Source organism: Terrabacter sp. AAH1 (assembly GCF_054456855.1).
On the sequence record NZ_JBTJJV010000014.1, the window covers coordinates 1 to 24,948 of the forward strand.

The following is a 24,948-nucleotide window of genomic DNA, read 5'->3' on the forward strand; positions in this document are numbered from 1 at the left end:
GCCCCGCCCCCAGCAGCGCCAACGCCTGCTCCCGCTGAGCCAACGAGTACGTCCCCGGGATTCCGCCCATGCCTGCCTCCACGCAATTCGTGTTGCGCAGACGATCTGAAGCCAAGAGGGGGTGTGTCGGGAAGTGAGCACTCGACGGGAGGGGCGGGGACGTCTTGTCGTCGACGTCCGTGCGGGAGCACTCTGGGAGGTGGCCGCCGCGGGCGCCGACGCCGACGACCGACATCAACCACCCCCGATGATCGGACCACACCATGCGTCGACCTCGAATCATCACCGCTGCGCTGGCATCCCTGGCCACCGCCCTCACAGGTGCCGCAGTCGCAGTCGCCGCGCCATCCGACGCCCTTGTCAGCAACGGAAGCCCGGTGACGCCCTTCTCCCAGAACAAGCAGAACGAACCCGCCGTCGCGATCGACGCGCACGCGCCGACGGTCGTGGCCGCCGGGTCGAACGACGAGATCGACGAGGAGGGATGCGCCGCCGGTGGTCCGACGACCTGTCCCTTCACCGACGGCGTCGGCGTCTCCGGCATCTACTTCTCCACGACCAGTGGAGCTTCGTGGGTCCAGCCCACGTACACCGGCTGGAGCGCGCGCGGCTGCCTCGGCCCTGCGGCCTGCCAGCCGGTGGTCGGCCCCATCGGCACGCTCCCCGGCTACTTCGAGGCAGGCCTCGCCTCCGACGGCGACCCGGCCCTGGCCTTCGGCCCGCGACCCGACGCCTCCGGACACTTCTCCTGGGACAACGGCTCGCGCCTCTACTACGCGAACCTCGCGGCGAACTTCCCCCGGTCCGGAGCCTTCAAGGGCTTCGAGGCCATCGCCGTGTCGCACACCGACGACGCCTCCAGCGCGTCGGCGACGCACAACCCGACGTGGTCGGCACCCGTGGTCATCTCCAAGCAGTCGTCGACGACCTTCTCCGACAAGGAGCAGATCTGGTCGGACAACGCGTCGAGCAGCCCCTTCTTCGGCACGACCTACGTGTGCTGGGCGTCTTTCCGCAGCAACAGCCGCGGCAACGCCCTCCCCACGCCCCTCATCGTGTCGGTCTCGCGCGACGGCGGCGCCACGTGGACGAGCCGGCAGGTGAGCCCGGCGACGAACAACGGCATCAACTCCCAGCCCGACGGCTGCACCGTCCGCACCGACAGCCACGGCAACGTGTACGTGTTCGGCATCGCCACGAGGAACGGGACCAGCTACGAGGCGATGTACCGCTCGACCGACGCCGGCACGCACTTCACCGGCCCGACGCTCATCACGTCGGTCACCAGGCCCGGCGTGTTCGACGCGGTCCAGGGTCGCCCCGTCATGGACGGTCTCGGCGGCGCTCGGGTCGACCTCGCGGCCGCACCCAGCGTCGACATCGCGAACGGCGCCCCGACCGGAGCCGGCGCGACGAACCGGATCGTCATGACGTGGGCCGACGCCCGGAACGGGCTGAACAACGAGGAGCTCATGCTCGACACGTCGACCAACGGCGGCGCCACCTGGACCGGTCCGACGAGCGTGCCGGTCGCGGCGGGCGACCGGCCCGTCTACACCGCGCCGGCGATCTCGCCGACCGGGACCGACGCCTACATCGTCTACAACGCCTTCACGACGCCGTACCGGGAGGACACGACGTCACCGCGCGGCCTCGTGGGTGTGGTGCTCCACGCCGACGTGGCGGGCGGCGCGATCGGTCCGTTCGGGGTGCTCCACCGCGGCGCCGTGGGTGACCCGCGGGGCTCGTCGGCGAACTCCCTGACCGACGAGTTCCTCGGCGACTACGTGTATGCCGCCGCCTCCCGCACCGGTGTCGTGGCCGTCTGGAACGACGTCCGGGACGCCGACCACTGCCCAGCGGTCGACGCGTACCGGGCAGCGCTCTACACGAACCCGGCCGCCACCCGGCCCGCCGTCGCGACGCAGTGCACCGGCACGTCGGCCCGCTTCGGCAACAGCGACATCCGCTCGGCGGCCCTGGCCGACCCCACCCCGTGACAGGGCACGTCACGGCATCCATCACGGCATACGCCACGGCATACGTGACCGACGCCTGAGCACTCACGACCGACGCCGACCCGCCGCCCGAAAAACCGGTGGGTCGGTGTCGGTGGCCCGGCCTAGGGTGGACGGGCCATGCGAGACTTCCCGCCCCAGACCCGGGCCTACACAGACCGCGGCGCCGAGGCGCCCGACACCCGCACGCCGCGGGCCTTCCTCTGGTGGATGGTCCGGCAGAACGGCGGGCTCTTCGTCGCCGGTCTCGTCGTCGCGCTCATCTGGATGGTGCCGCAGACGGTCGGCCCGTGGATGGTGGGTCGCGCCATCGACACCGGCATCGTCGCGGGCGACACCGCGGTGACGACACGCTGGGTGCTCGCGCTCGCGGCCGTCACGCTCTTCGGCGCGTGCAGCGGCATCGCGTTCCACACCGTCATCGTGCGCGAGTGGCTCATCGCGCTCTACGGCACGACGAAGCTCGTCACCCGCAAGGCGCTCCAGCTCGGCCACGTGCTGACGCGACGCACCCCGACGGGTGAGGTGCTGTCGGTGAGCGGCAGCGACGGCGACCAGTTCGGCGCGCTCATGGAGATCACGACCCGTGCCATCTCGCAGCTCGTCGCCTACCTCGTCGTCGCGGGCATCGTGCTCACCACCTCCGTACGCATGGGCGTCCTCGTGCTCGTCTCCGCGCCCCTGCTCGTCCTCCTCGGCATGCCGCTGCTGCGACCCATGCAGCGCTGGCAGGGTGTCGAGCGCTCGCGCAACTCCGAGCTGACCTCGATGTCGACCGACATCGTCGGCGGCCTGCGCATCCTGCGCGGCATCGGCGGCGAGGACACCTTCGGCGGCAACTACGCCGGCCAGTCCCAGCGCGTGCGTCAGTCGGGGGTCTCCGCCGGCCGCTGGCTGGCCGCGGTCGAGTCCGTCGGCGTGCTGCTCTCGGGTGGGTTCGTGGTCGCGCTCATGTGGCTCGGCACCCGGGAGGTCGCCCAGGGCCGGCTCACCGTCGGCGAGCTCGTCAGCTTCCTCGGCTACGGCCTCTTCCTCATCCAGCCGATGCGCACCTTCGTCGAGTTCGCCCAGAAGTGGACGCGCTCGGTGGTCTCGGCGCGCAAGGCGATCGCCGTGCTGGGCCAGCGCCCCCCGTGGGTGCACCCCGACGAGCCGGCAGCGCTGCGCACCGGCGGCGACATCGTCGACGAGGCGTCCGGCGCGGCGATCCGGCCCGGCATCATGACGATGGTCGTGTCGGCCGTGCCCGACGACTCCGCGGCGTTCGCCGACCGGCTCGGTCGCTACCTCCCGAGCGACGAGGGTGCGCTCGTCAGTGACGAGATCCCCGAGGAGCTCAAGGGGCGCGCGGCCCGCCGCGAGCGATCGGCGCGTGCCCGTGCCCGTGAGGAGCAGGCGCGCCGCGACGACGAGCGCGCCCGCCAGCCGTGGGGCGTCACCGTCGACGGGGTCGACCTGTCCCAGGTGCCCCTCGACGACGTACGCCGCCACATCCTCGTGAGCGACACCTCGCCCCAGGTCTTCGCGGGCACGCTGCGCTCGGCGGTCGACCCCCTCGGCCGGCTCACGCTCGAGCAGGCCGAGCGCGCCCTGCACACCGCTGCTGCCGACGACGTCTTCGACGCGCTGCCCGGCGGCTGGCAGGGCGAGCTCGAGGAGCGCGGACGCGGACTGTCCGGCGGTCAGCGTCAGCGGCTCGTCCTCATGCGCGCGCTCGCGGCCGACCCCGAGGTGCTCGTTCTCGTCGAGCCCACGTCGGCCGTCGACGCCCACACCGAGGCCCGCATCGCCGAGCGACTCGGCGCCCACCGCGAGGGCCGCACCACCGTCGTCATGACCGCCTCGCCGCTGCTGCTACACCACGCCGACGAGATCGTCCTGCTCGAGGGCGGCGTCGCCACCGCGCGCGGTCGGCACGCCGACCTGCTCGCCGACTCACCGGCATACCGCTCGGTCGTCGTGCGCGGCGAGGGCGACGTGTCGGTCCTCGCCCACCACTCCGAGGAGTCCCGATGAGCCGCCCCGACGGCACGGCCACGAGCACGTATGCCGTCCCGCCCGACCCGTCGCCCGCGCACGTCTCGCTCCTGCCGCCCGAGCTCGCCGCCGAGTCGGCGCGCACCTGGGACGGTGCGGTGCACGTGCCCGCGGTGCCCGACGAGCTGCGCCCGCCCGAGGCGGCGAGCGTCGGCGAACGCCTGACGGCGCTGCGGCGTCGGCACCTGCTGCGCGAGCGCCGGGCGCAGGAGTTCGTCGCCGACACGATGAACGCCCGCAAGGGCCTGCCCATCGCCGACAACCGCAGCGTGGTGCGTTTCATCGGCCGGCTGCTCGGCCAGGAGCGGCTGCTCGTCGTCGCGGTCGTCGTCGCCAACGCGCTCGCCGCCACCGCCGGCCTGCTCGTGCCGCGCCTGCTCGGCGAGCTCGTCGACTCGACCGTCACCGACGTGCAGGCCGGCCGGGTCGACGCGGCGCTCGCCGGCGCCAACACCGCGGCGCTCGTGGTCGCCGGGCTCGTCCTCGTGCAGGGCCTGTTCACGCTCGCAGCCAAGACGTCGTCGGCCGTGCTGGGCCAGAGCGTGCTCGCCGCGGCCCGCGAGTACGTCGTACGCGCGATCCTGCGCCTACCGCTGTCGAGGGTGGAGAGCGCGAGCTCGGGCGACCTCGTGACGCGCGTGACCCGCGACGTCGGCACGATGAGCGAGAGCGTGCGCTGGGCGCTGCCCGAGTCGATCGTCGCCACCATCACCGTCGTGCTCACCCTCGTCGCGATGGTGAGCAACTCGGTGGCGCTGTCGCTGCCGTCGATCGTCCTCATGGCGTTGGCGCTCATCCAGGTGCGCCGCTACCTCGGGCGGGCCCCGAAGGGCTACCTCACCGAGAGCGGCACGTACTCGCGCATCAACACGACGCTCACCGAGACCGTCGAAGGCGCCCGCACCGTCGAGGCGCTGGGCCTCGCCGGTCACCGGCTGCGCCGCGGCGACGACGACATCGAGGTGTCGGGGCAGGCCGAGCGCTACACGATGACGCTCCGCAACCTGCTCTTCGCCGTCATGGACGTCGCGTTCAGCCTGCCGCGCGTGCTCGTCCTGCTCTTCGGCGCCGTCGGCTACGCGCAGGGCTGGGCCACGCTCGGGCAGATCACGACGGCGATCCTCTACACCGAGGCGTTGTGGGGTCCGTTCGACATGCTCGTGCACACCGTCGACCGGGTGCAGGTCGGCATCGCGTCGACCACGCGCCTGCTCGGCATCGCCACGGTGCCGCCCGACCGCGAGTCCGGCGACGAGCAGCCTTCCGGCCCAGAGCTCGTCGGCTCCGACCTTCGTTACGCCTACCGCGCCGACCACGACGTGCTGCACGGCATCGACCTGTCGCTCTCGACGGGTGAGCGTCTCGCCATCGTCGGCCCGAGCGGCTCGGGCAAGTCGACGTTGGGGCGGCTGCTGTCCGGCATCCACGGTCCGCGCACGGGCTCGGTCACCGTGGGCGGCGTCGAGCTGACGTCGCTGCCGCTCGACCAGCTGCGCACCGAGGTCGCCCTCGTCACGCAGGAGCACCACGTCTTCATCGGTTCGGTGCGCGACAACGTCGTGCTCGCCCGCGAGGGGTCCACCGACGACCAGGTGCGCGACGCGCTGCGTGCCGTCGACGCGCTCGACTGGGTCGAGCGACTCCCCGAGGGGCTCGACACCAAGCTCGGTTCGGGGCACCACTCGCTGACGCCCGGGCGCGCCCAGCAGATCGCGCTGGCGCGGCTCATCCTCGCCGACCCGCACACGATCGTGCTCGACGAGGCGACCTCGCTCATCGACCCGCGCACGGCCCGCCACCTCGAGGGCTCGATGAACGCGCTGCTGACCGGCCGCACCGTCGTCGCGATCGCGCACCGGTTGCACACCGCCCACGACGCCGACCGCATCGCGGTCGTCATCGACGGTCGGGTCGCCGAGCTCGGCAGCCACGACGAGCTCGTCGCACGCGACGGGGAGTACGCCGCCCTCTGGCGTGCCTGGACCTCCTGACCCGGACGTCACCCGAGTCGAGTGCTCAGTTTCCTTCGTGCCGGCCGCCGTCGGAAAGTGAGCACTCGACGGTAGGTCCTGGTCGAGTGCTCACTTTCCGACGCGGGGCGACGCCGGAAACTGAGCATTCGATGCACAACGCACGTCGAGTGCTCGGTCTTCCGACGCGGAGCGACGTCGGGAACTGAGCACTCGAGTTGGCAGGGGTCGGGAACTGAGCACTCGAGTTGGCAAGGTGTCGGGAACTGAGCACTCGAGTTGGTGGGGGCGTTCGCTTCCCGCGGGACGGTCGGCGTGTGAAGGTGTGGACATGAAGACTGACACGTCCGGAGAGCAGGAGCGCACGGCATACGTCCTCGTCGGCGGTGGGCTGGCCGCGGCGAAGGCCATCGAGGGAATCCGCGAGAGCGACTCGAAGGGCAGCATCGCCCTCGTCGCCGAGGAGGACCGGCTGCCCTACGAGCGGCCGCCGCTGTCGAAGGGGGTGCTCAAGGGCGACGACGAGCCCGACAGCGCCTTCACCCACGACAAGGACTGGTACGACGAGAACGGTGTCGAGCTGCACCTCGGCACCGCGGCGACGTCGCTCGACGCCGCCAACCACACGCTGAGCCTCGCCGACGGCCAGACCCTCGGCTACGAGAAGCTGCTGCTCGCGACGGGCTCGTCGGCGCGCGCGCTCGACGTGCCGGGCGCCGATCTGGACGGTGTGCTCTACCTGCGCGAGCTGCAGGAGTCGCAGGAGCTGAAGAAGCACCTCACCAAGGACGCTCGCATCGTCATCGTCGGCGCCGGCTGGATCGGGCTCGAGGTGGCCGCCGCTGCGGCTGAGGCCGGCGCGAACGTCACGGTCATCGAGCCGCAGGCCGCCCCGCTGCTCGGCGTGATGGGCGAGCAGATCGGCGGGTGGTTCGCCGACCTGCACCGCGGGCACGGCGTCGAGTTCCGCTTCGGCGAGGGCGTCGAGCGCATCGAGGGCGACGGCTCTGCGACCGGCGTCGTGACGAAGTCCGGTGACACCGTGCCGGCCGACGCCGTGGTCGTGGGTGTCGGCATCACGCCCAACACCGGGCTCGCCGACGGCGCCGGCATCACGACCGACAACGGCATCGTCACCGACCCGGGGTTGCGCACGTCGGCCGACGGGGTGTGGGCGGCCGGCGACGTCGCGAACTGGCGCAGCACGACGCTCGACACCAACGTGCGCGTCGAGCACTGGGCCAACGCCCACGACGGCGGTCTCGCGGCCGGACGGTCGATGGCGGGCCAGGACGTCACCTACGACCCCATCCCGTTCTTCTACTCCGACCAGTACGACATCGGCCTCGAGTACGCCGGCTACGTGCCGCGCGGCAGCGGCGCCGAGGTCGTGCTCCGTGGCGACCCGAAGGGCAACGAGTTCATGGCGTTCTGGGTGCTGCCGGAGGGTGATGGCGTGCGCGTGCTCGCGGGCATGCACGTCAACGTCTGGGACACCATCGACGACGTGCAGCGGCTCGTGCGCGACCGCACGATCGTCGACCGCGCCCGCCTCACCGATCCCGACGTCCCGCTCAGTGACCTGAAGTGACCTGAGCGCTTTCGGCTCCGGCCGTCCGGGCCACGTCCGCCGAGGTGCGGAGGTGGCCCGGTCGTCCGTTCTGCACCCATCGCGGGCCGTCGTCTCCTACCCTCGGAGCGTGCCCTCGGAGCGTGGCCGAGGTGCCACGTGGCTCGGGGCGGGGAGGGGCAGGACGGAGGCCGATGGAGCACGCCAGGCAGGGGAAGACCGCCGCGGCTGCCACGGTGCCCGTCGTCACTCCCATCGCGCAGCTCGCCTACGTCTTCTCGGAGTACTCCGCCAAGACGGGCAACGCGATGTCGACGAAGATCCGCGCGCAGGCCAGGGCGCACGAGGCGATGGGTGGGCGCACCTACGTCGTCGTGAGCGATCGGCGCCGGCACGACTATCCGGAGGGCACGCTCGTGCGCTACGCGTCGACCCGCTCGCCGGCGCGCGAGTGGTTCACCGACGTCGAACGCCGGCTCGACGCCGCGTGCGGTCTCACGCTGGGGCGTCGTCCCTTCGTGGCCCGCTTTCACCGCGACGCCCTGGGCGCGGTGCCCGCCGACGCGAAGGCGGTCGTCGTCTACAACTACGCCGGCGCGATCACCCACCGGCTCGCTCGCGACTTCGACGGCAAGGTCGTGCTGCACCTCGGCAACGACGTCTTCCGGTCGTGGCGTCCCGCGGAGGTCCGTCGCGTCATCGCGCGCACCCACGTGACCGTGGCCGTGAGCGACTACCTCGCTGAGACCGTCGTCGAGCGGCTCGGCTCGAGACCCGACAACCTCCATGTCCTGCGCAACGGCGTCGACACGGGCTGCTTCTCCCCGTCAGCCCGGCCGGCCGACCGACAAGGTATGCCGCCGACGATCCTCTTCGTCGGGAACGTCGTGCCGCACAAGGGAGCTCACAACCTCGTCGCGGCGGCACGCGTACTGGCTCGCACCACGCGCAACTTCCGGGTGCGGATCGTCGGCTCGTCCGGGCTGCGCCCCACGGAGGGGCTCTCGGCGTACGAACGCGAGCTGAGGCAGGCCGCGGCCCCGCTCGGCGACCTCGTCGAGTTCACCCCCTTCGTCGACCGGCACGCACTGCCCACCGTCTATGCCGACGCCGACGTCTTCTGCATGCCCGTCGACTGGCAGGAGCCGGCGGGGCAGGTCGTCACCGAGGCGATGGCGTCGGGGCTGCCGGTGGTGTCGGCCCGCAGCGGTGGCATCCCGGAGTATCTCGGGCCTGAGGGCGTCTACGTCGACCCGCGTCGCGCCGACCGGCTCGCCGAGGCGCTGCACGACCTCGTCACCGACCCTGGGGAGCGGGCGCGACGTGGCCGAGCCCTACGTCGCCGCGCCGAGGCGATGACGTGGGAGCGCAACGTGCAGGAGCTCATGCGGCTCGTCGGCGACTAGTCCAACGTTGTTGGCCTCGGTTCGCTCGGTCTGATGGCGCAGTGGTCTTCGTGCGTCAGCCTGCGAGGGCTGCCTCGTACAGCTTGGCGGCGGAGGGCTTGAGGTCTCCGCTCACCCGCAGCAGGACTGCACCCTTCTGATAGTGGTACTCGTCTCCCAGCACTCCGTTGGCACCCTTCAGAGCGGCGAGGATGAACTCGGAACGCTGCTTGGCAGCTGCTTCGTCGGGCCAGACCTCCACGGTTGCACCGCATTCGGCGCCCAGGCTGCTGCAGGAGGCCCCCGAGTCGTAGAGGGTTGCAGCAGAGACATAACCACCCGGGCGCCCGATCTTGTTGTTGGGGTCGTTGTCCTCGGTGATTGTCACGATCTTGGTGACCGACTTGAGCGATGCCCTGAGCTGCGCTGCGACGTCAGAGGCGTCGGCAGGAGCCTGCGTGGTCGTGGTCGTGCTGGTGGTCGAGGGGGGAACGCTGGTGGAGCTGGACCTTGGCGTCGACACGGCGGCTGTGGACGTGCCCGAGGGGGACGAAGCGCTTCCCCCACCTTTCTCGGCGCCGCAGCCGCCGAGAGCCAAAGAGATGAGGATCAGAGCCGTAACCGCGCGCATCGACGACATGGCGGTCAACGTATAGGTTCCGGCCGACGATGCACCGGGCGGCGCTCCGTGGACATGGTCGCCGCGGAGATCTGCGTCTTACCCGGCCATCCACCCGTCTGACCAGAAGGTGGCCGGGCCGTCGGTCGAGGCAGGCCGGGGCCTGATGCGCGACACGATCCGCCGGGTCGGAGGAGCAGGCCTCCCGAGGTCGGGCGGCCCCGAGCGAGTGCGGGTGGCAGGATGTGGACCGTGACGGCACAGATCCTCGACGGCAAGGCCACCCTCAAGGCGATCAAGGTCGAGCTGACCCAGCGGGTCGCTCGGCTGCGCGAGCAGGGCATCGTCCCGGGGCTCGGCACCGTGCTCGTCGGCGACGACCCCGGCAGCCACTGGTACGTCAACGCCAAGCACAAGGACTGCGCCGAGATCGGCGTCACGAGCATCCGCCGGGACCTCCCCGCCACGGCCACCCAGGCCGAGGTCGAGGCCGTCATCGACGAGCTCAACGCCGACCCCGAGTGCACCGGCTTCCTCGTGCAGCAGCCGACCGGGCTCGACGAGATGGCGCTGCTCTCGCGCGTCGACCCGAGCAAGGACGTCGACGGCCTGCACCCCATGAACCTCGGCTGGCTCGCTCTCGGCAAGCCGGCGCCGCTGCCCTGCACGCCGATGGGCTGCATCGAGCTGCTGCGCCGCCACGACGTGCCCATCGCCGGCGCGAAGGTCGTCGTCATCGGCCGTGGCCTCACCGTGGGCCGCCCGCTCGGCCTCATCCTCACCCGCAAGAGCGAGAACGCCACGGTCACGCTGTGCCACACCGGCACCAAGGACCTCGCCGCCGAGGTGCGCCAAGCCGACATCGTCATCGCCGCTGCCGGCGTTCCGAGCATCGTCACCAAGGAGATGGTGAAGCCGGGTGCCGCGGTGCTCGACGTGGGCGTGAGCCGGGTCGACGGCAAGATCGCCGGCGACGTCGCCCTCGACGTCGCTGAGGTCGCCGGCTGGGTCAGCCCCAACCCGGGCGGGGTCGGCCCGATGACGCGAGCCCTGCTGCTCACCAACATCGTCGAGGCCGCCGAGGCCTCGCGCGCCGCCGGCGTCTGAGGGCCTGAGCGCCTGTGCAATGGCGAGGTAGCGGCTTCTTCGTCCTCAGCTGGTGGTATCTCGTCGCGGGTCTCGCGGCGGCGGGGGTGCTCGTCATCTCGTTCCTCGACATCCGCTGGGGCGGCCGCATCGTCGCCGCAGCGTTCTTCATCGGCGCCGTGATCCGGCTGGTGGCTCGCCCATCCCGAAAGGCCGGCGGACTCACGGTGCGCTCACGCTCGCTCGACGTCCTCATCATGACTGCGCTCGGGATCGGCGTCCTCATCGCCTCCGCGACGGTCAACCTCGACGCAGACCCAGCGCGGACTTCCATCAGCCGCACGTCACGCTGATTCACAACAAACTCTGCGTGAATTCCTGACCTACTCTCAGGGCCGCTAGGATGACCGCGGCTCGGCCCGCAAGGTGCTGCGCCAGGCCGGGAACGGCGGGGGATCTGGGGTACTCAAGGGGATGAAAGTCGCATGTCAGGGTTGCTCGACAAGTTGCCGCACGGAGTGAAGCGCACAGTGCTCAAGGCCGTGCCGGCGCCTCTCTGGACCCGTGTCCGGCCGATGTTCCACGGGACGACCTCGTTCCAGAGGGAGCTGCGGCACACCAGCAGCCGGCTGCGCTACGCGACCATGCCCCGAGACCTGCGCCGGGGGTCGATGCCTCTCGTGCACGCGGGCAAGTTGTGGGTTGCGCGTCCGACCGACAGGTTCGAGTCGGTGCAGGTGCTCGCCGACAACTGCCGCCTCGTCGCGGACGCCCTCGACGCAGCCGGGATCCGGCACATCGTCACAGAGGCCGACACGAACCGTCGCCGTGTCCTCGGCGTGTCGAACCAGGACCGCGGTCGGGTCCTCGAGGCGCTCACCGAGAGGCTGTCCACCGAGGCCGTGTACGCCGCTCCTGTCGTCAAGGGGCACGCGCGCCGGCCGCGCCTGCTCGGGCTCGAACCGCTTCCCGCGCACCCTCACGAGCTGCGTCTGTTCCAGGTGCGGTCCACATCCGCCGGCACCTTCCTGAGCGGCTCCGACCTCGGCTGCGACGTCCAGTTCTGGAACGAGCTGGAGGTCGACGCCCCGCCCGGACCGGCCGGTGAGCAGATGGTGAAGGGTACGTGGGTGGCCAAGAGCCGCAACCGCTGGGCCGACATCATCGGCACCGGTGAGCTGAACACCGAGCTGCGCCCGGTCGACGGCCAGCCGCGCGAGGTTCTCGCGGCGACCTCGCTCCCGCACTTCGAGTCGGTCACCTTCCCGATCGACGCGGTCTACACCTGGGTCGACGGCTCCGACCTGGACTGGCAGATGCGCAAGGCGGCGGCGCTCGCCGAGTCGACCGGGACCCGCCTCAGCCCCTTCTCCATCAACGACTCGCGGTTCGCGACCAGGGACGAGCTGCGCTACTCGCTGAGGTCGCTGGAGATGTTCGCGGGCTGGATCAACCACATCTACCTCGTCACCGACGACCAGGTGCCGGACTGGTTGGACGTCGACCACCCGAAGCTGACCGTCGTGAGCCACCGTGAAATCTTCGGCGACCGGGGCAAGCTGCCGACGTTCAACTCGCACGCGATCGAGTCGCAGCTCCACCACATAGATGGTCTGTCCGAGCACTTCCTCTACCTCAATGACGACGTCCTCTTCGGGCGTCCGGTCGATCCCACGGGCTTCTTCCTCAGCAACGGCATGAGCAAGTTCTTCGTCTCGCAGGCGAAGATCGCGCTGGGAGAGCCGGGCCTGCTCGACTGGCCCGTGATGGCGGCCGGCAAGCACAACCGCGACCTCATCGCTCGACGGTTCGGTCAGCAGCCTACGAACAAGATGAAGCACGTGCCGCACTCGATGCAGCGGGCTGTCCTGCAGGAGATCGAGGACACCTTCCCCGAGGAGCACGCCCTCACCGCGAGCGCCCAGTTCCGCGCGGTCACGGACATCGCCATCCCGTCGTCGCTGGCCCACTACTACGCGTACTTCACCAGGCGCGCCGTGCAGGGTGCGATCCGGTACTTCTACGCTGACATCGCGCGACCGGACACGCCTGCTCGCCTCAATGCCCTCCTGCGGCGCCGGGACGTGGACGTGTTCTGTCTGAACGACCACGACTCCTCGAGCGTGAGCGCCGACGAGCAGATGCGCATCCTCACCTCGTTCCTCGAGAGCTACTTCCCCCTGCCTTCGACCTTCGAACGTGCGGGCGCGGAGCAGGGACGAGGGGCAGCATGACCCGTCCGGTGCCGCAGCAGGCACTGGTGGCGCTTTCCGCCGCCCCGGCGTCGGACGTGTCGCTGATCATCCCGATCTACAACGTCGAGCTCTACCTGGATGAATGCCTCGCCTCGGTCACGGCGCAAGACGACTTCGCCGAACTGGAGGTGGTTCTCGTCGACGACGGAAGCACGGACGGGTCCAGCGAGATCGCGCGGCGGTTTGCCGAGCAACACGAGAACGTTCTGCTCATCACGCAGACCAACGCAGGGCTGGGCGCTGCGCGCAACGTGGGTCTGGCCGCCGCATCGGGCACCTTCGTGGGGTTCCTCGACTCCGACGACGTGCTGCCCCCGAACGCGATCAAGCACTTGAGGGCGTGTGTGCGCCACGGCGTCGACATCGTCGTCGGGCGGATGCGCACCTTCCCCAGAGAGACGGCTTGGCCGTGGCTGGCGGTCCTGCGCCCGGGTTTCAGGGTGGTGCCGAGCGTCGCCCGAGTTCCGCAGCTGATCCACAGCGCGAGCGCGTGCAACAAGATCTTCCGGCGGAGCTTCCTCGAGGAGTCGGAGCTCAGGTTCGGCGAGGGCGTGCATTTCGAGGACGCCTACGTCACGATCCCGGCTCTCCTTGCGGCGCAGTCCATCGCCCTGACCAACGCCTTGGTGTACAACTATCGCAAGCGCGACACCGGCGGGTCGATCATGGACTCGCTCTTCACGCGACCGCAGAACTTCTGGGACCACTTGCTGCTGGAGGAGTTCCTCGCGGGCTGGCTCGGCCTGGTCGACGAGGAGAACCGGTCGGTCCTGCAGAGCTTCATGTCCCGCAGCTTCCAGGGGTTCGCGCTGCGCGCCCCGGAGGTCTTCGAGGCGGACGAGCTGGGCGAGTTCTTCGACAGGGCGAGCAAGGTCTACAGGGGCTTCCCCGCCGCGGTCATCCAGGGGGCAACGCTCGACCTGCGGCACCGCATCGCGTACGCGGCCTTCCTCTCCGGCGACTTCGAGCTGTTCGCGGACCGTTCCGACCGGACTCGCGACCTCCGGGCCGAGGATGGCAAGCTCATCCTCGACGGCCATGCCGACGAATCGCTCACGCCACTGCTGACGCTCGACAGGGTCCACGCGTGGGTCGAGAGCGTCACGCGGCAGGGGCGAGAGCTCGTCGTGAGTGGGCGGTTCCATCTTCCGGGCGTAGACCTGAGCGTCGAACCGAGCTTCCAGGTTGCCCTCCGGGTGCGAGGCAGTGCCATCACGGCCCCGGCCGTGGTCGTCGAGCGCCGAGACCTGGTTCCCGAGGCGCCCACGCGCGCCTTCAGCGGGTTCGAGGCGAGGATCTCGCTCGGACGGTTGCGTACGGGGCTGCACGACCTGCGTCTGGTGGTCGACACGTCTTCCGGGCAGGCCTCCACCGCGACCACCCCCACCCCGGGCTACCTTCGGGCTGCCCGCGTGCAGAGCTTCCCTGGGGGCAAGGTCGTCCCCGGAGTCAACGACAAGGACAAGTGCACGTTGCTCGTGCGACGCCTTAGGTCACGCAAGGACCGGCTCCGCTGGCGGACGCTGCTGGCGCGGAAGGATATCGCCGGCCTCTTCCGGCGCGAGCCTTTCGCCGGCGAAAAGGTGCTGCGTCTGCTCAGCCGGCCCTTCTTCCGACGCAGACCGGTGTGGCTGCTCGGCGAACGCAAGGACACAGCGCAGGACAACTCGGCCGCCCTGTTTCGGTACATCTCCTCCGCTCACCCTGAGATCCGCTGCTATTACGTCGTCGACGGCGAGAGCGAGGCGTACGGCCGGATGTCCCAGCTCGGTCGCGTGGTCGCCCACAGCTCCTTCTTGCACCGCCTGCTCATGCTGCACGCCCGGGTGCTGGTCAGTGCCTACGACATCGACGGCTATCTCCTGCCCCGTCAGTGGGCCAAGGGGCAGTACCACCGTCACCTGGCCGCGCGCGTCGGCAGCCGGCGGGTCTTCCTCCAGCACGGCGTGATCTACAACGACGTGTCGCGGGCGCTGCACAAGGGTGTGACCGGCCTCGACCTTTTCGTCGCCTCGAGCGAGCGCGAAGCGGACTTCATCCGGACCCACATGGGCTACGGCGGGGAGCTGCAGGTCACCGGCATGCCCCGGTTCGACCAGCTCGCGCGTTCGCACCGCCTGCCGCGCAAGCGTGTGCTCTTCATGCCGACCTGGCGGTCCTACCTCGTCGCGCCGTCGTACGCGCCGGGTCGGGTCGCTGCCCAGGACTTCGAGCAGTCGCAGTACCTGCGCTTCATCCGTCAGCTGCTGGAGCACCCTCGGCTCGAGGCGTTGCTGCGTGAGCACGACGCCGATCTCGAACTGCTCCCCCACTACGAGGTGTCCAAGTACTTCCTCGACCACCGCGACCGTCTGGCGGACCACGTCATCGTGTCGGACCAGCGGGACCGGGATATCCAGACCGCGTTGCGGGAGTGCGACGTGTTCATCACCGACTGGTCCTCGACGTTCTTCGACGTCGCGTACCTGGGAACACCGATGATCCTCGTCCCCCACGACGAGGAGGACTTCTACAGCCACCACTACCGCCGCGGGTACTTCGACCTGGAGCGAGACGGCTTCGGTCCCATCGCCCGCACCGTCGAGGACGCGCTGGACCGACTGGCCGACTACCTGGACGGTGGGTGCGTGCGTGAGCCTGTGTACGACGAGCGGGCCGCGGACTTCTTCCGGCACACCGACCAGTCCAACTCCGAACGAGTCACGGCCGCCATCGCGGCGTTACCCTGACCCTTTGCGCCATGGAGAAGGCGATCCGTCCGGCGCCGAGACGGGACGGATCGCCTTCTTCATGAGGGCGTATGCCGGGTGGCTCGAGGCAGGAGGTCACGCGCGAAGGGCGCCGGTCACCGTGTGGTGTCCGACGCCCTTCGACGTGTGCGGGATGGACTCAGATCAGACCGAGACCCTTGACGGCGTCGCGCTCCTCGGCGAGCTCTGCGACCGAGGCGTCGATCTTGCCGCGGGAGAACTCGTCGATGTCGAGGCCCTGGACGATGCTCCACCGGCCGTCCTTGACGGTGACGGGGAAGGAGGAGATGAGCCCCTCCTCGACGCCGTAGGAGCCGTCGGAGCGCACGGCCATCGAGACCCAGTCGCCGTCGGCGGTGCCCTCGACCCACGTGCGGGCGTGGTCGATCGTGGCCGACGCGGCGGAGGCGGCCGAGGACGCGCCACGGGCCTCGATGATGGCCGCGCCGCGCTTGGCGACGGTCGGGATGAAGGTGCCGGCGAGCCAGTCCTGGTCGCCCACGGTCTCGGCGGCGTTCTTGCCGGAGACCTCGGCGTGGAAGAGGTCGGGGTACTGCGTCGCGGAGTGGTTGCCCCAGATCGTCATCTTCTTGATCTCGGTGACCGGCACGCCGAGCTTGGCGGCAAGCTGGCTGATGGCGCGGTTGTGGTCGAGGCGCGTGAGGGCCGAGAAGCGCTCGGTCGGGATGTCGGGGGCGTTGCTCATGGCGATGAGCGCGTTGGTGTTGGCCGGGTTGCCGGTGACGGTGATGCGCACGTCGTCGGCGGCGACGGAGTTGAGGGCCTTGCCCTGCGGGGCGAAGATGCCGCCGTTGGCCTCGAGCAGGTCGCCGCGCTCCATGCCGGGGCCGCGCGGGCGGGCGCCGACGAGCAGGGCGTGGTTGACGCCCTCGAAGACCTTGTTGGCGTCGTCGCCGATCTCGACCTTGGCGAGGGTCGGGAAGGCGCAGTCGTCGAGCTCCATGACGACGCCCTCGAGCGCCTTGAGCGCCGGGGTGATCTCGAGGAGTCGCAGCTCCACGGGGGTGTCGGGCCCGAGCAGGGCACCGCTCGCGATGCGGAACAGCAGGGAGTAGCCGATCTGGCCGGCTGCGCCGGTGACGGCGACCTTGACGGGGGTAGTGCTCACGGGATGGACCCTTCACATCGGTGTGGCGCTGGACGCTCCGACGCTACCAGCGCGCGTATGCCGTCCCGTGCCCGCCCGGGTGCGGGCTTGGTCACCCGGGCGGCCTGGACGTAGGCACGGCACGGCACGGCGCGGCACGGCACGGAGCGACGGTGCCGCCCCCAGCACCGCCGCTCCGCAGTCGTTGCCCGCCTCAGCTGATGACGGCGGTCGCCGTCGACGTGCGGGCCACACTCGTGTAGCCGGTCTTGGCGCCGGTCACCGTCACCGTGATCCGCGCGCCTCGCATCGAGCTGGCGATCACGTAGGTGGAGGCCGTGGCTCCGGTGATGGCGACCCCGTTGCGGCGCCACTGGTACTTCAGGGTGACCGGTGCCGGCGACCACGTGCCGGCGGTCGCGGTGAGACGGGAGCCCACCCGGGTCGTGCCGGTGATCTTGGGCATCGGAGTGGCCGTGAGGGTTCCGGTCGCGACGGCGAGTGTCGCGGCCGAGGTCTTCGCGGCCGTCGTGTAGCCGGTCTTCATGCCGGTCACGGTGACCGTCATCCTCGCGGTGCGGTCGGCGGCGGTGAGCAGGTAGGTGGATGCCGAGGCTCCGGTGATGGCGACCCCGTTGCGGCGCCACTGGTACTTCACCGTCACCGGGAGCGGGCCCCACGTGCCGGCCGTCGCGGTGAGGCGGTAGCCGACCTTGACGGTGCCGGTGATTTTGGGGACCGGGGCGGTGAGCACGCCGGCGGCGACGGTGGCCGTGGCGGCCGAGGTCTTGGCGACCGTGGTGTAGCCGGTCTTGGCAGCGGTGACCGTGACGCTGATGGTGGTCGCGCGGTCGGCGGCACCGAGCAGATGGGTGGACGCGGTGGCGCCGGGGATCGCGACCCCGTTACGGCGCCACTGGTAGGCCAGGGTGACCGGTGCCGGTCCCCACGTGCCGGCGGTCGCGGTGAGGCGCAGGCCCACCCGGACGGTGCCCGAGATCGTGGGAACCGGTGCGCCCGTGAGGTTTCCGGGCAGGACGGCAGCGGTGGCCGCTGACCTCGTGGTCCGTGAGGCGAATCCGGCGCGCGTCGCCGTCGTCTCGACCACCACCGTCTTGCCGACGTCCTGCGGCTGCGGCGTGTACGAGGTCGACGTGCCGACGGCCACTCCGCCGACGAGCCAACGGTGCGAAAGCGTCCCGGGAGGAGGCGACCAGGAGCCGTCGGTGACGCCGAGGGCGACCCCGACTCGCGGTGTGCCGGTGATGGTGGGAGCCGGCGAGGAGGTGAAGAGGCCCATCGACGAGAGCTCGACGTCGACCCCGGGCCGAGCCTCGCCGGAGGCGACTGAGATGGGTGGTGCCGACGCGAAGTCCGTCGCGACCTTCCACCACCGGGTGACGCATAGCGGGCCTGCGGTGGCGGGGCCACTGGTGAGGCAACTCTGCACCTGCACCTTGTAGTCGCCGGCGGGGACGCCCGAGACGACGTAATGACCCGCTGCGTCGCTGATGGCGGAGGCTGTGGCGTGCCCGTCGGAAGGCTGCACGAGAGTGACCCTTGCCCGGAGCGCCGGGTTGCCTTGTGCCGTGATCGTTCCCGCCACGGATGCGGTCCCGGTGGGAGGTGCGAGGGTCGCATCGACGTTGCCGGCGGTTCGTCCGGCGGCAACGATCACGTCCGATGGCCCACTGGAGCCTGGAGCGGACCACTGCTGGGTGGCCATCCCGGGGCCGGAGAAGCGCACGGTGAAGACACCGGGCAGCAGGCCCGCGAGCTCGTAGGCGTGGGTGCCGACGACGGTCGTCGCGCCGACGACGTCGTGGTGCGCGTCGAGAGCCTCGACGATCACCTCGGTGCCCTGGGCGTCGGCGGGCAGCGTCACGGTGCCGGTGATGGTGCCGCCGAGCGGCACGGTCAGCTGCGCGGCGTCCGTCGTCGAGCCGAGCGTGAGGTCGTAGAGGGTGCCGCTGCCAGGGGTCTGGCCACCGCCGACCCATGTGCTGGCGTATGGGCTGGCTGGTCCGAGGTGCAGACGTACGGTCCCTGCGGGTAGGCCACTGATGCGGAAGTTGCCGTCGGGGCCGGACAGGGTTGAGGCGGTGACCCCGGCGTCGGAGGTGGCGCCGACGTCGACGTTGGCGAGCGGTTTGCCCGCCTCGTTGACGAGCGCACCGGCGATGGAGGCGCCCACGACGGGCTGCACCTCCAGGGTGCTTGTCGGTGTCGTGACGGGCTGGGGCGCCAGGAAAAGCTCCTGGGTGAGGTCCACCAGGTGCATGGTCAGTGACCCGTCCGGGACGTCGAAGATGTCGAAGGTGCCGTCGGCGTTGATGCTGAATGTGGAGTAGGACAGGCCGGCCGCATCCACGAGGCCCACGCTGAGGTTGCTGAAGTCGGTGGTCGCCGCCCCCGCGGGAAGGGTGATGTGTCCGGAGAAGGTGCTCGTCCCCACCGGGCCGATCCCGGCGGCAGGGAGCGAGATGTCGACGCCTGTGCGCGCCGTGCCGCCGGCGAGCGAGACGAAGGTCGAGTCGGCCCACGTCGTGGTGTTGCCGAACCATCGGGACACATCGGTGGTGCCCGTGGCCATGACGGCATACGTGCCGGCTGGAAGACCGGTCATGGTGTAGCTGCCGCTGCCGCCGATGCTGGAGGCGCCGAGCTGGGCGCCGGTCCTGACGTCGATGGCGGCGATCTGGCCGAACGGCGCTCCGGTCGAGCCCTCCGTGACGCGGCCGGAGATGGAGGCGCCGGGTGCGAGCGTGATGGAGCGGCCGCTGACCGCGGCGCCGGCTGCGAGTGTGACGGCGGAGGCGGAGGACGCGTTCGCCGTCGAGCCGGAGGTCGCGTAGTAGGTGACGAGGGTGCCGTCGTCCACCGCGGACAGGAGGTAGTCGCCGGGGCCGAGCCCGCTGAGGCTGAACGTGCCGTCCAGGGGGTTGACCGCCACGACGTCCGTGAAGGTGGGGTCGGAAGCGGGCGCCACCATGATGCTGCCGGTCGCGGCCGGCGCGCCGCCGGGCCGCAGCACCCGTCCGGAGATCGTGCCGCTGGGCACCAGGGAGAAGTCGATCCGGTTGTCGAGGCCGTTCTCGACGATGACGGGGGTGGCGTCAGGTCGGGAGAACACGCCGTCGAACCACTGGCTGGCGAGCTGAGAGCCATCGAGAGGCGTGACGCGCACGAGGTAGCGCCCGGCCGTGAGGCCACCGGCCACGAAGTTGCCGCCGACGTCGGTGATGCTGCTCGAGGTGATGCCGCTGTCGACGTCGGTGATCTCGAGAGGGACGTCGGCGACCGGTGTCGCGTTGGGCCCCGTGACGGTGCCGAAGATCGAGCCGGCCTGCGCCATGACGATGTCGTGACCGGCCGCCGCCGCTCCAGCCGTGACCGCGACCGGGCTGGCTGCGCTGCGGGTCGCCACACCCGTCTGCGAGGTGCCCGACCACCAGGCTGGCTCGAAGCCGAGGGACCGACCGTCGAACTGCACGACGTACTGGTCGGGCCTGAGCGCGACGAGCGTGAAGTTGCCGTCGCCGTCCGTCACCACGGAGGACCAGGTCTCGGTGCCGACGGGTGCCGCCTGCACGACGACGTCGGCGACGCCGAACGTTCCGCCGGCGGTGACCTTGCCGGAGATGGAGCCGCCCTGGACGAGCGTCGCGTCCATGTCGGTGCGCGCGCCGGAAGCGCCCAGAACGGCGTATGCCGCGTGTGACCTCTGCGGGGCAGCGTCCCACCACTGCTCCAGGTAGTCGCTGCCCGCGGGTGGCAGGACGTGGACGGTGTAGACGTCGGGGGACAGCCCGGTGAGGGTCCACGCCCCGGTGGCGTCGGTGGTCGCGTTGAGCACGCCGCTCGAGAGGCCGTCGGAGTCGGCCGCCACGGCCACGACGAGCGCGCCGGTCAGGGGGCTCGCGGTCGAGCCGGCATACACGTGGCCGCTCATGGTGGCGGTCGTGTCGGCGGCGGCGAGGAGGCCGCGGGTCACCATGGTGCTCCCGGCCGGGAGCACCATGACGCGGCCGCTGACGGAGGTGCCCTCAGCCACAGCGAAGAAGGCCGGGGCGGCGGTGGCGCTGGCCATGCCGTAGGACCACGACACGCGGCCAGCCCCGCTGAAGTCGAGGGTGTAGGTCCCGGCGGTGAGCCCGCGTACCGTGAAGGTTCCGTCCGCAGCGGTGATGACGGCGCCCCTCGTGACCGCACCGGCGGACTGCTCGCGGGGCGTGACGAGCACGTCGGCGAGCGGTGTCCCGGACTCGTCGACGACGCGACCCGAGACGGTGGCGGCCCGGGTCAGTGAGGCGTCGAGCCCGCTGAGGGTGACGCCAGCGGTGGCGCTTAGGACTCCGGCGCGGTCACGGGTCGTGGCCGCGGACCACCACTGCGACAGGTAGGCCGTGTCGGACGCGTCGAACTGCAGGTCGTAGTCGCCGGGGGGAAGGTCGGTCATGGTCCATGCGCCGGTGGAGCCGGTGGTGGCGGTGGCGACCGGCGTGAAGTCGGCGGAGCCGTGGGTGAGCGCCTTGACGACTACACCGGCGATGGGTCCGGAGCCGTCGGCAGCGCTGACCAGGCCCGAGGCGGTGGCGAGCTGGGCGCTCGCGATCGTGGGTGCGGCGGCGGTGGCGGCTGCCCGCGCCGGAGCGGAGCCCGCGACCCCCTGCCCGACGAACAGCGCGACGACGGTCAGCAGAAGCAGTAGGCGGTGCCGGACCGGTGAGCGGTCGGACGGCAGCGCGCGCAGCGACATGGTCACTGGATTCCCCCCAGGCGTGACGTTGATCCCCTGCATCGAAGGTAGCCAGCAGGGGTGCGGCGCGGCGTGGAACAGCGAATTCTCAGGAAATGTCTGTGGCCGAGCACGGATCAGCGTTAGGGGCTCGTCATGAACCCGTCATCTCCCCGTCAGGGGATTCGGGCGGCCTCCCCAGAGAGACCTGCTCAGGCAGTCAGCGCAAGGGAGCCGAGCGCGACGAGCCAGCTGACGAAGCTGCCGACGAGGAAGTACTCGGTGACGTCGTCGATGCCGGCGGGGCCGCCCGGGTAGGCGCTGCCCGGGTCGTTGGCGTTGCCGGAGGAACTGCGGGCGGCGGCCTGGATCTCGGGGAAGCGCAGCAGTCCCTTGGCCGCGATGACGAGCCCGGCGGCTCCGAACTCGCCCGCGAGGCCGAGGCCGAGGATGACGAGGCGCTCCATCGGGCCGAGCAGGCGCCCGCCCTTGAGGCGGTCGGCGGGCTGGCCGGTGGTCGGGGGAGCGGCCTGCCCGGCCCGCGAGGCGGCGGCCGCGGCAGCGGCGTTGGCGTCGGTGACGTCGGAGGGGCGCAGCGCGCCGATGGCGAGCAACACGAGCCGGACGATGGTGTTGGCCGTGGCGACGTTGAAGAAGGCGAGGCCGGCGAGCAGCAGCACACGCCCGGGGGCGAGGGAGCCGTTGCCCGGCAGGTCGGCCCAGTGCAGCCAGGTCGCGAGTGGCCCGGCCGCCCGGCTCGCGGCACCCGAGAAGGCGAGCAACCCGACGACGATCGCGGCGAAGGAGGCGAGGCCGGCGAGCGCCCGCCGACCGGTCATCTGGGTGTGGCGCGACAGCTCGGCCCAGCCGGCGGCCGCGACTGCGGCGAGGGCCAGTGCGAGCCAGTCGGCCCACGTGCGCATGCCGGCGAGCAGCCCGAGGGCCACGATGACGACCGGTGCGGTCACGTGCGCGACGACCCGACCCGGTCGCCACGACGTAGACCGGACGACGTCCCCGACCCCGATGCCGACGAGAGCGATCGACAGCCACGTCACGGCAGACCACCGAGCGTCGTCATGGCCTCGAGCGCGACCCCGATGCCGTCGCGGCGCACGCGCTGCGACACCGCCGACGGGCTGATGCCGACGGCGGCGGCGAGGTCGTGCTGAGCGCGGCCCTGCATGAGTCCTCCGAGGATCTGTCGTGAGGTGGTCGAGAGCGAGCCAACCATGAAGTCCAGACAGTCGAGCGCAGCCTGCACCGCTGCTACCTGCTCGGGCGGTTCGTCGGGGGCGAGGTATGCCGTGCGCGACGTGCGGGTCCGTGCGCGGCCGGCCTTCTCCTCCGCCAGCACGATGGCGTCTCGCGCCGCCCAGTAGGCAGGGCCGTCGTGGATGCCGCGGACGGGGTCGAGCGTGGAGACGGCGCCGCGGCCTAGGCCGAAGCGCACGTCGGCGGTGCCGTGCAGCTCGGCGCGGACGAGGAAGCTCGCCCGCAGCGCGTCGCCGAGTGTGGGGTAGACACCCTGGAACTCGTCGCCGAGCGTGATCACGGCGGGGTCGTCGACGGGCACGTCGGCGTTGGCCCGCGCGAGGGCCGCCTCGACGGCGTCGTGCAGGCCCTGTCGGTCGCGGTGGGTCCGCGACTCGACGATGTCGCCGATCAGCGCCACCGGTGAGGGCGCTTGCTTCTTTCCAGCCATATGAAGATCATATCTTCAAAGTGTTCATATGGAGCCATTGACTTCAGACGTGCATGATGAAGCCCTACGACGGATGCGCAGTCACCCTACGGTGGTGAATGACCCAAATGTCCGAAAACGGAGTCAGAGCGCGGACCGCTCCGTACCGTCTTGCACCATGAACGCCCACTCCGCCGCCTCGCCTGCACGTCGCCGCGTGCTCACCGGCCTCGGTGGCGGCACCGCCCTGGCCCTGGCCCCCGCCGGCGTCGCGTCGGCAGCCACGGCACTTGCCGCCGCCACGGCCACCACCGACCCAGTTCTTCACCTGGTGCGCCGTGCGACGTTCGGACCGACGCCCGCCCTGCTCGCCGAGGTGCGCGCCGCCGGCACGACGGCCTGGCTCGACGCCCAGCTCGCCCCGCTCACCAAGGTGCCCGACACGGCGATGGACGCCATGCTGACCCGCTGGCCGCGGCTCGGCTGGAAGACGTGGGAGGTGCGCGAGCGCCTCGCTCAGTTCGGCTCGTGGGACGTGATGTTCGACGTGCTCGAGGCGCACCTGGCCCGGGCGCTCTTCTCCCGCCGCCAGCTGTTCGAGACCGCGGTCGACTTCTGGACCAACCACCTGGTCGTGCCGGTGCCGAGCAGCGAGGTCTGGGACAACGCCCACCTCTTCCAGCGTGACGTCGTGCGCAAGCACGCGCTCGGCAGGTACTCCGACATGCTCAACGCGGCCGCGAGGCACCCGTCGATGCTCAAGGTGCTCGACAACGCCGACAGCCACAAGAAGGCGCCGAACGAGAACTACGGCCGGGAGCTGCTCGAGCTGCACACCGTCGGCGTCGGCAACTACACGGAAACAGACGTCAAGCAGTCGGCACTCGCCCTGACCGGGCTGAGCGCGGACTCGGAGTCGGGCCTCTACTCCTACAAGCCGCAGCGGCGGTTCGTCGGCACCGTGAAGGTGATGGGCTGGAGCCACGCCAACACGTCGGCCGAGGGCGGCGACGCCGTGGTCACCTCCTACCTCAACTACCTCGCCACCCACCCGGCCACGGCGAACCGGATCGCGACGAAGCTCGCCGTCCGCTACGTGTCCGACACACCACCGGCCACGCTCGTCACGAAGCTGGCTCAGGCGTACCTCGCCAACGGCACCGCGATCGCGCCCGTGCTGCGTGTCCTCTTCCTCTCGCCCGAGTTCGCCGCCTCGGCAGGCCAGAAGATGCGGACCCCCTACGAGGACGCCCTGGCCAGCATCCGCATCCTCGGCCTGAGGCCGGAGCCGGTCCCCGCTCCGGGCGAGAGCGAGCTGCGCGACCTCCTCTGGTACACCGGCACGTTCGGCCAGGCGCCGATGGGCTGGCCGGCGCCGAACGGCTACCCGGACGTCGCGGCCGCGTGGGGTGGGGCGTCCGGCACCGTCAACCGGTGGAACTTCCACCTCGGGCTGGCCGGCAACTGGACGTTGCGGGCGATGACGCGTCCCGACGTCACGGCCTTGGTGCCCTCACCCCTCCCGACCACGTATGCCGCCCTCGTCGAGGCGCTCGCCGCGAAGCTCCTGCTCACGCTGACCACGGCGCAGCGCGACGCCATCTGCCGTTTCGCCGACCACGCGCCCACCGACGCGCTCCGGGCGGGATCGGCGGCGGTGACGTGGCGGTTGCCCTCGATCATCGCCCTGCTGCTCGACTCCCCGAACTTCGCGACCCGTTGAGGACC

15 protein-coding genes are annotated in these 24,948 nt (G+C 70.8%); 10 read left to right on the top strand and 5 right to left on the bottom strand.

Annotated elements, in window-relative coordinates; genetic code table 11:
• Positions 1–377: 377 nt before the first annotated feature.
• The 5 genes from ACXR8F_RS17655 to ACXR8F_RS17675 all read left to right on the top strand — a co-directional run bounded on the left by ACXR8F_RS17655 (position 378) and on the right by ACXR8F_RS17675 (position 9,001).
• A complete protein-coding gene (locus ACXR8F_RS17655) occupies positions 378–2,000 on the top strand; it encodes a sialidase family protein (RefSeq protein WP_458802444.1) in 1,623 nt (540 codons plus the stop codon).
• A 138-nt stretch (positions 2,001–2,138) separates the two neighbouring features.
• A complete protein-coding gene (locus tag ACXR8F_RS17660) occupies positions 2,139–4,034 on the top strand; it encodes an ABC transporter ATP-binding protein (RefSeq protein ID WP_458802447.1) in 1,896 nt (631 codons plus the stop codon).
• Positions 4,031–6,046, top strand: a complete 2,016-nt coding sequence (locus tag ACXR8F_RS17665; protein WP_458802450.1) for an ABC transporter ATP-binding protein — start codon at positions 4,031–4,033, stop codon at positions 6,044–6,046. The genes ACXR8F_RS17660 and ACXR8F_RS17665 overlap by 4 nt, the downstream gene beginning before the upstream one ends.
• 310 nt (positions 6,047–6,356) lie before the next feature.
• A complete protein-coding gene (locus tag ACXR8F_RS17670) occupies positions 6,357–7,616 on the top strand; it encodes an NAD(P)/FAD-dependent oxidoreductase (protein ID WP_458802451.1) in 1,260 nt (419 codons plus the stop codon).
• A 173-nt stretch (positions 7,617–7,789) separates the two neighbouring features.
• Positions 7,790–9,001: a glycosyltransferase family 4 protein gene (locus ACXR8F_RS17675; RefSeq protein WP_458802453.1), complete on the top strand. Its 1,212-nt coding sequence runs from the start codon at positions 7,790–7,792 to the stop codon at positions 8,999–9,001.
• 55 nt (positions 9,002–9,056) lie between these two features.
• Here the strand turns inward: ACXR8F_RS17675 and ACXR8F_RS17680 are convergent, their stop codons facing one another.
• The gene (locus ACXR8F_RS17680) at positions 9,057–9,620 is read right to left on the bottom strand and encodes a hypothetical protein (RefSeq protein ID WP_458802455.1); all 564 of its coding nucleotides are present in this window, start codon (positions 9,618–9,620) and stop codon (positions 9,057–9,059) included.
• 231 nt (positions 9,621–9,851) lie between these two features.
• On the opposite strand from ACXR8F_RS17680, the gene ACXR8F_RS17685 reads away from it, so the two are divergent.
• From ACXR8F_RS17685 to ACXR8F_RS17700, 4 genes are all read left to right on the top strand, one after another.
• Positions 9,852–10,706, top strand: a complete 855-nt coding sequence (locus ACXR8F_RS17685; RefSeq protein WP_458802457.1) for a bifunctional methylenetetrahydrofolate dehydrogenase/methenyltetrahydrofolate cyclohydrolase — start codon at positions 9,852–9,854, stop codon at positions 10,704–10,706.
• 14 nt (positions 10,707–10,720) lie between these two features.
• Positions 10,721–11,038 carry a DUF3017 domain-containing protein gene (locus tag ACXR8F_RS17690; RefSeq protein ID WP_458802459.1) on the top strand — a complete coding sequence of 106 codons (318 nt, stop codon included), beginning with the start codon at positions 10,721–10,723 and terminating at the stop codon, positions 11,036–11,038.
• A 165-nt stretch (positions 11,039–11,203) separates the two neighbouring features.
• Positions 11,204–12,919, top strand: coding sequence for a stealth family protein (locus tag ACXR8F_RS17695; protein WP_458802461.1), 1,716 nt, complete (start codon positions 11,204–11,206; stop codon positions 12,917–12,919).
• Entirely contained in the window at positions 12,916–15,669 is a 2,754-nt protein-coding gene (locus ACXR8F_RS17700) for a bifunctional glycosyltransferase/CDP-glycerol:glycerophosphate glycerophosphotransferase (RefSeq protein WP_458802463.1), read from the top strand. Before ACXR8F_RS17695 ends, ACXR8F_RS17700 begins: the two co-directional genes overlap by 4 nt.
• 160 nt (positions 15,670–15,829) lie before the next feature.
• Here ACXR8F_RS17700 and ACXR8F_RS17705 read toward each other — a convergent pair whose 3' ends face one another.
• The 4 genes from ACXR8F_RS17705 to ACXR8F_RS17720 form a co-directional block, all read right to left on the bottom strand.
• Positions 15,830–16,819, bottom strand: a complete 990-nt coding sequence (locus ACXR8F_RS17705; protein ID WP_458802465.1) for a malate dehydrogenase — start codon at positions 16,817–16,819, stop codon at positions 15,830–15,832.
• 193 nt (positions 16,820–17,012) lie between these two features.
• A complete protein-coding gene (locus tag ACXR8F_RS17710; RefSeq protein WP_458802467.1) occupies positions 17,013–21,557 on the bottom strand; it encodes a carboxypeptidase regulatory-like domain-containing protein in 4,545 nt (1,514 codons plus the stop codon).
• 191 nt (positions 21,558–21,748) lie between these two features.
• On the bottom strand, positions 21,749–22,594 hold the full coding sequence (locus ACXR8F_RS17715) for a hypothetical protein (RefSeq protein WP_458802469.1): 846 nt from the start codon (positions 22,592–22,594) through the stop codon (positions 21,749–21,751).
• Positions 22,591–23,241 (bottom strand): SatD family protein, encoded by a 651-nt coding sequence (locus ACXR8F_RS17720; protein ID WP_458802471.1) that lies wholly within the window; start codon positions 23,239–23,241, stop codon positions 22,591–22,593. Before ACXR8F_RS17720 ends, ACXR8F_RS17715 begins: the two co-directional genes overlap by 4 nt.
• Positions 23,242–23,398: 157 nt before the next feature.
• On the opposite strand from ACXR8F_RS17720, the gene ACXR8F_RS17725 reads away from it, so the two are divergent.
• Positions 23,399–24,943 (top strand): DUF1800 domain-containing protein, encoded by a 1,545-nt coding sequence (locus ACXR8F_RS17725; RefSeq protein WP_458802473.1) that lies wholly within the window; start codon positions 23,399–23,401, stop codon positions 24,941–24,943.
• Positions 24,944–24,948 lie beyond the last annotated feature (5 nt).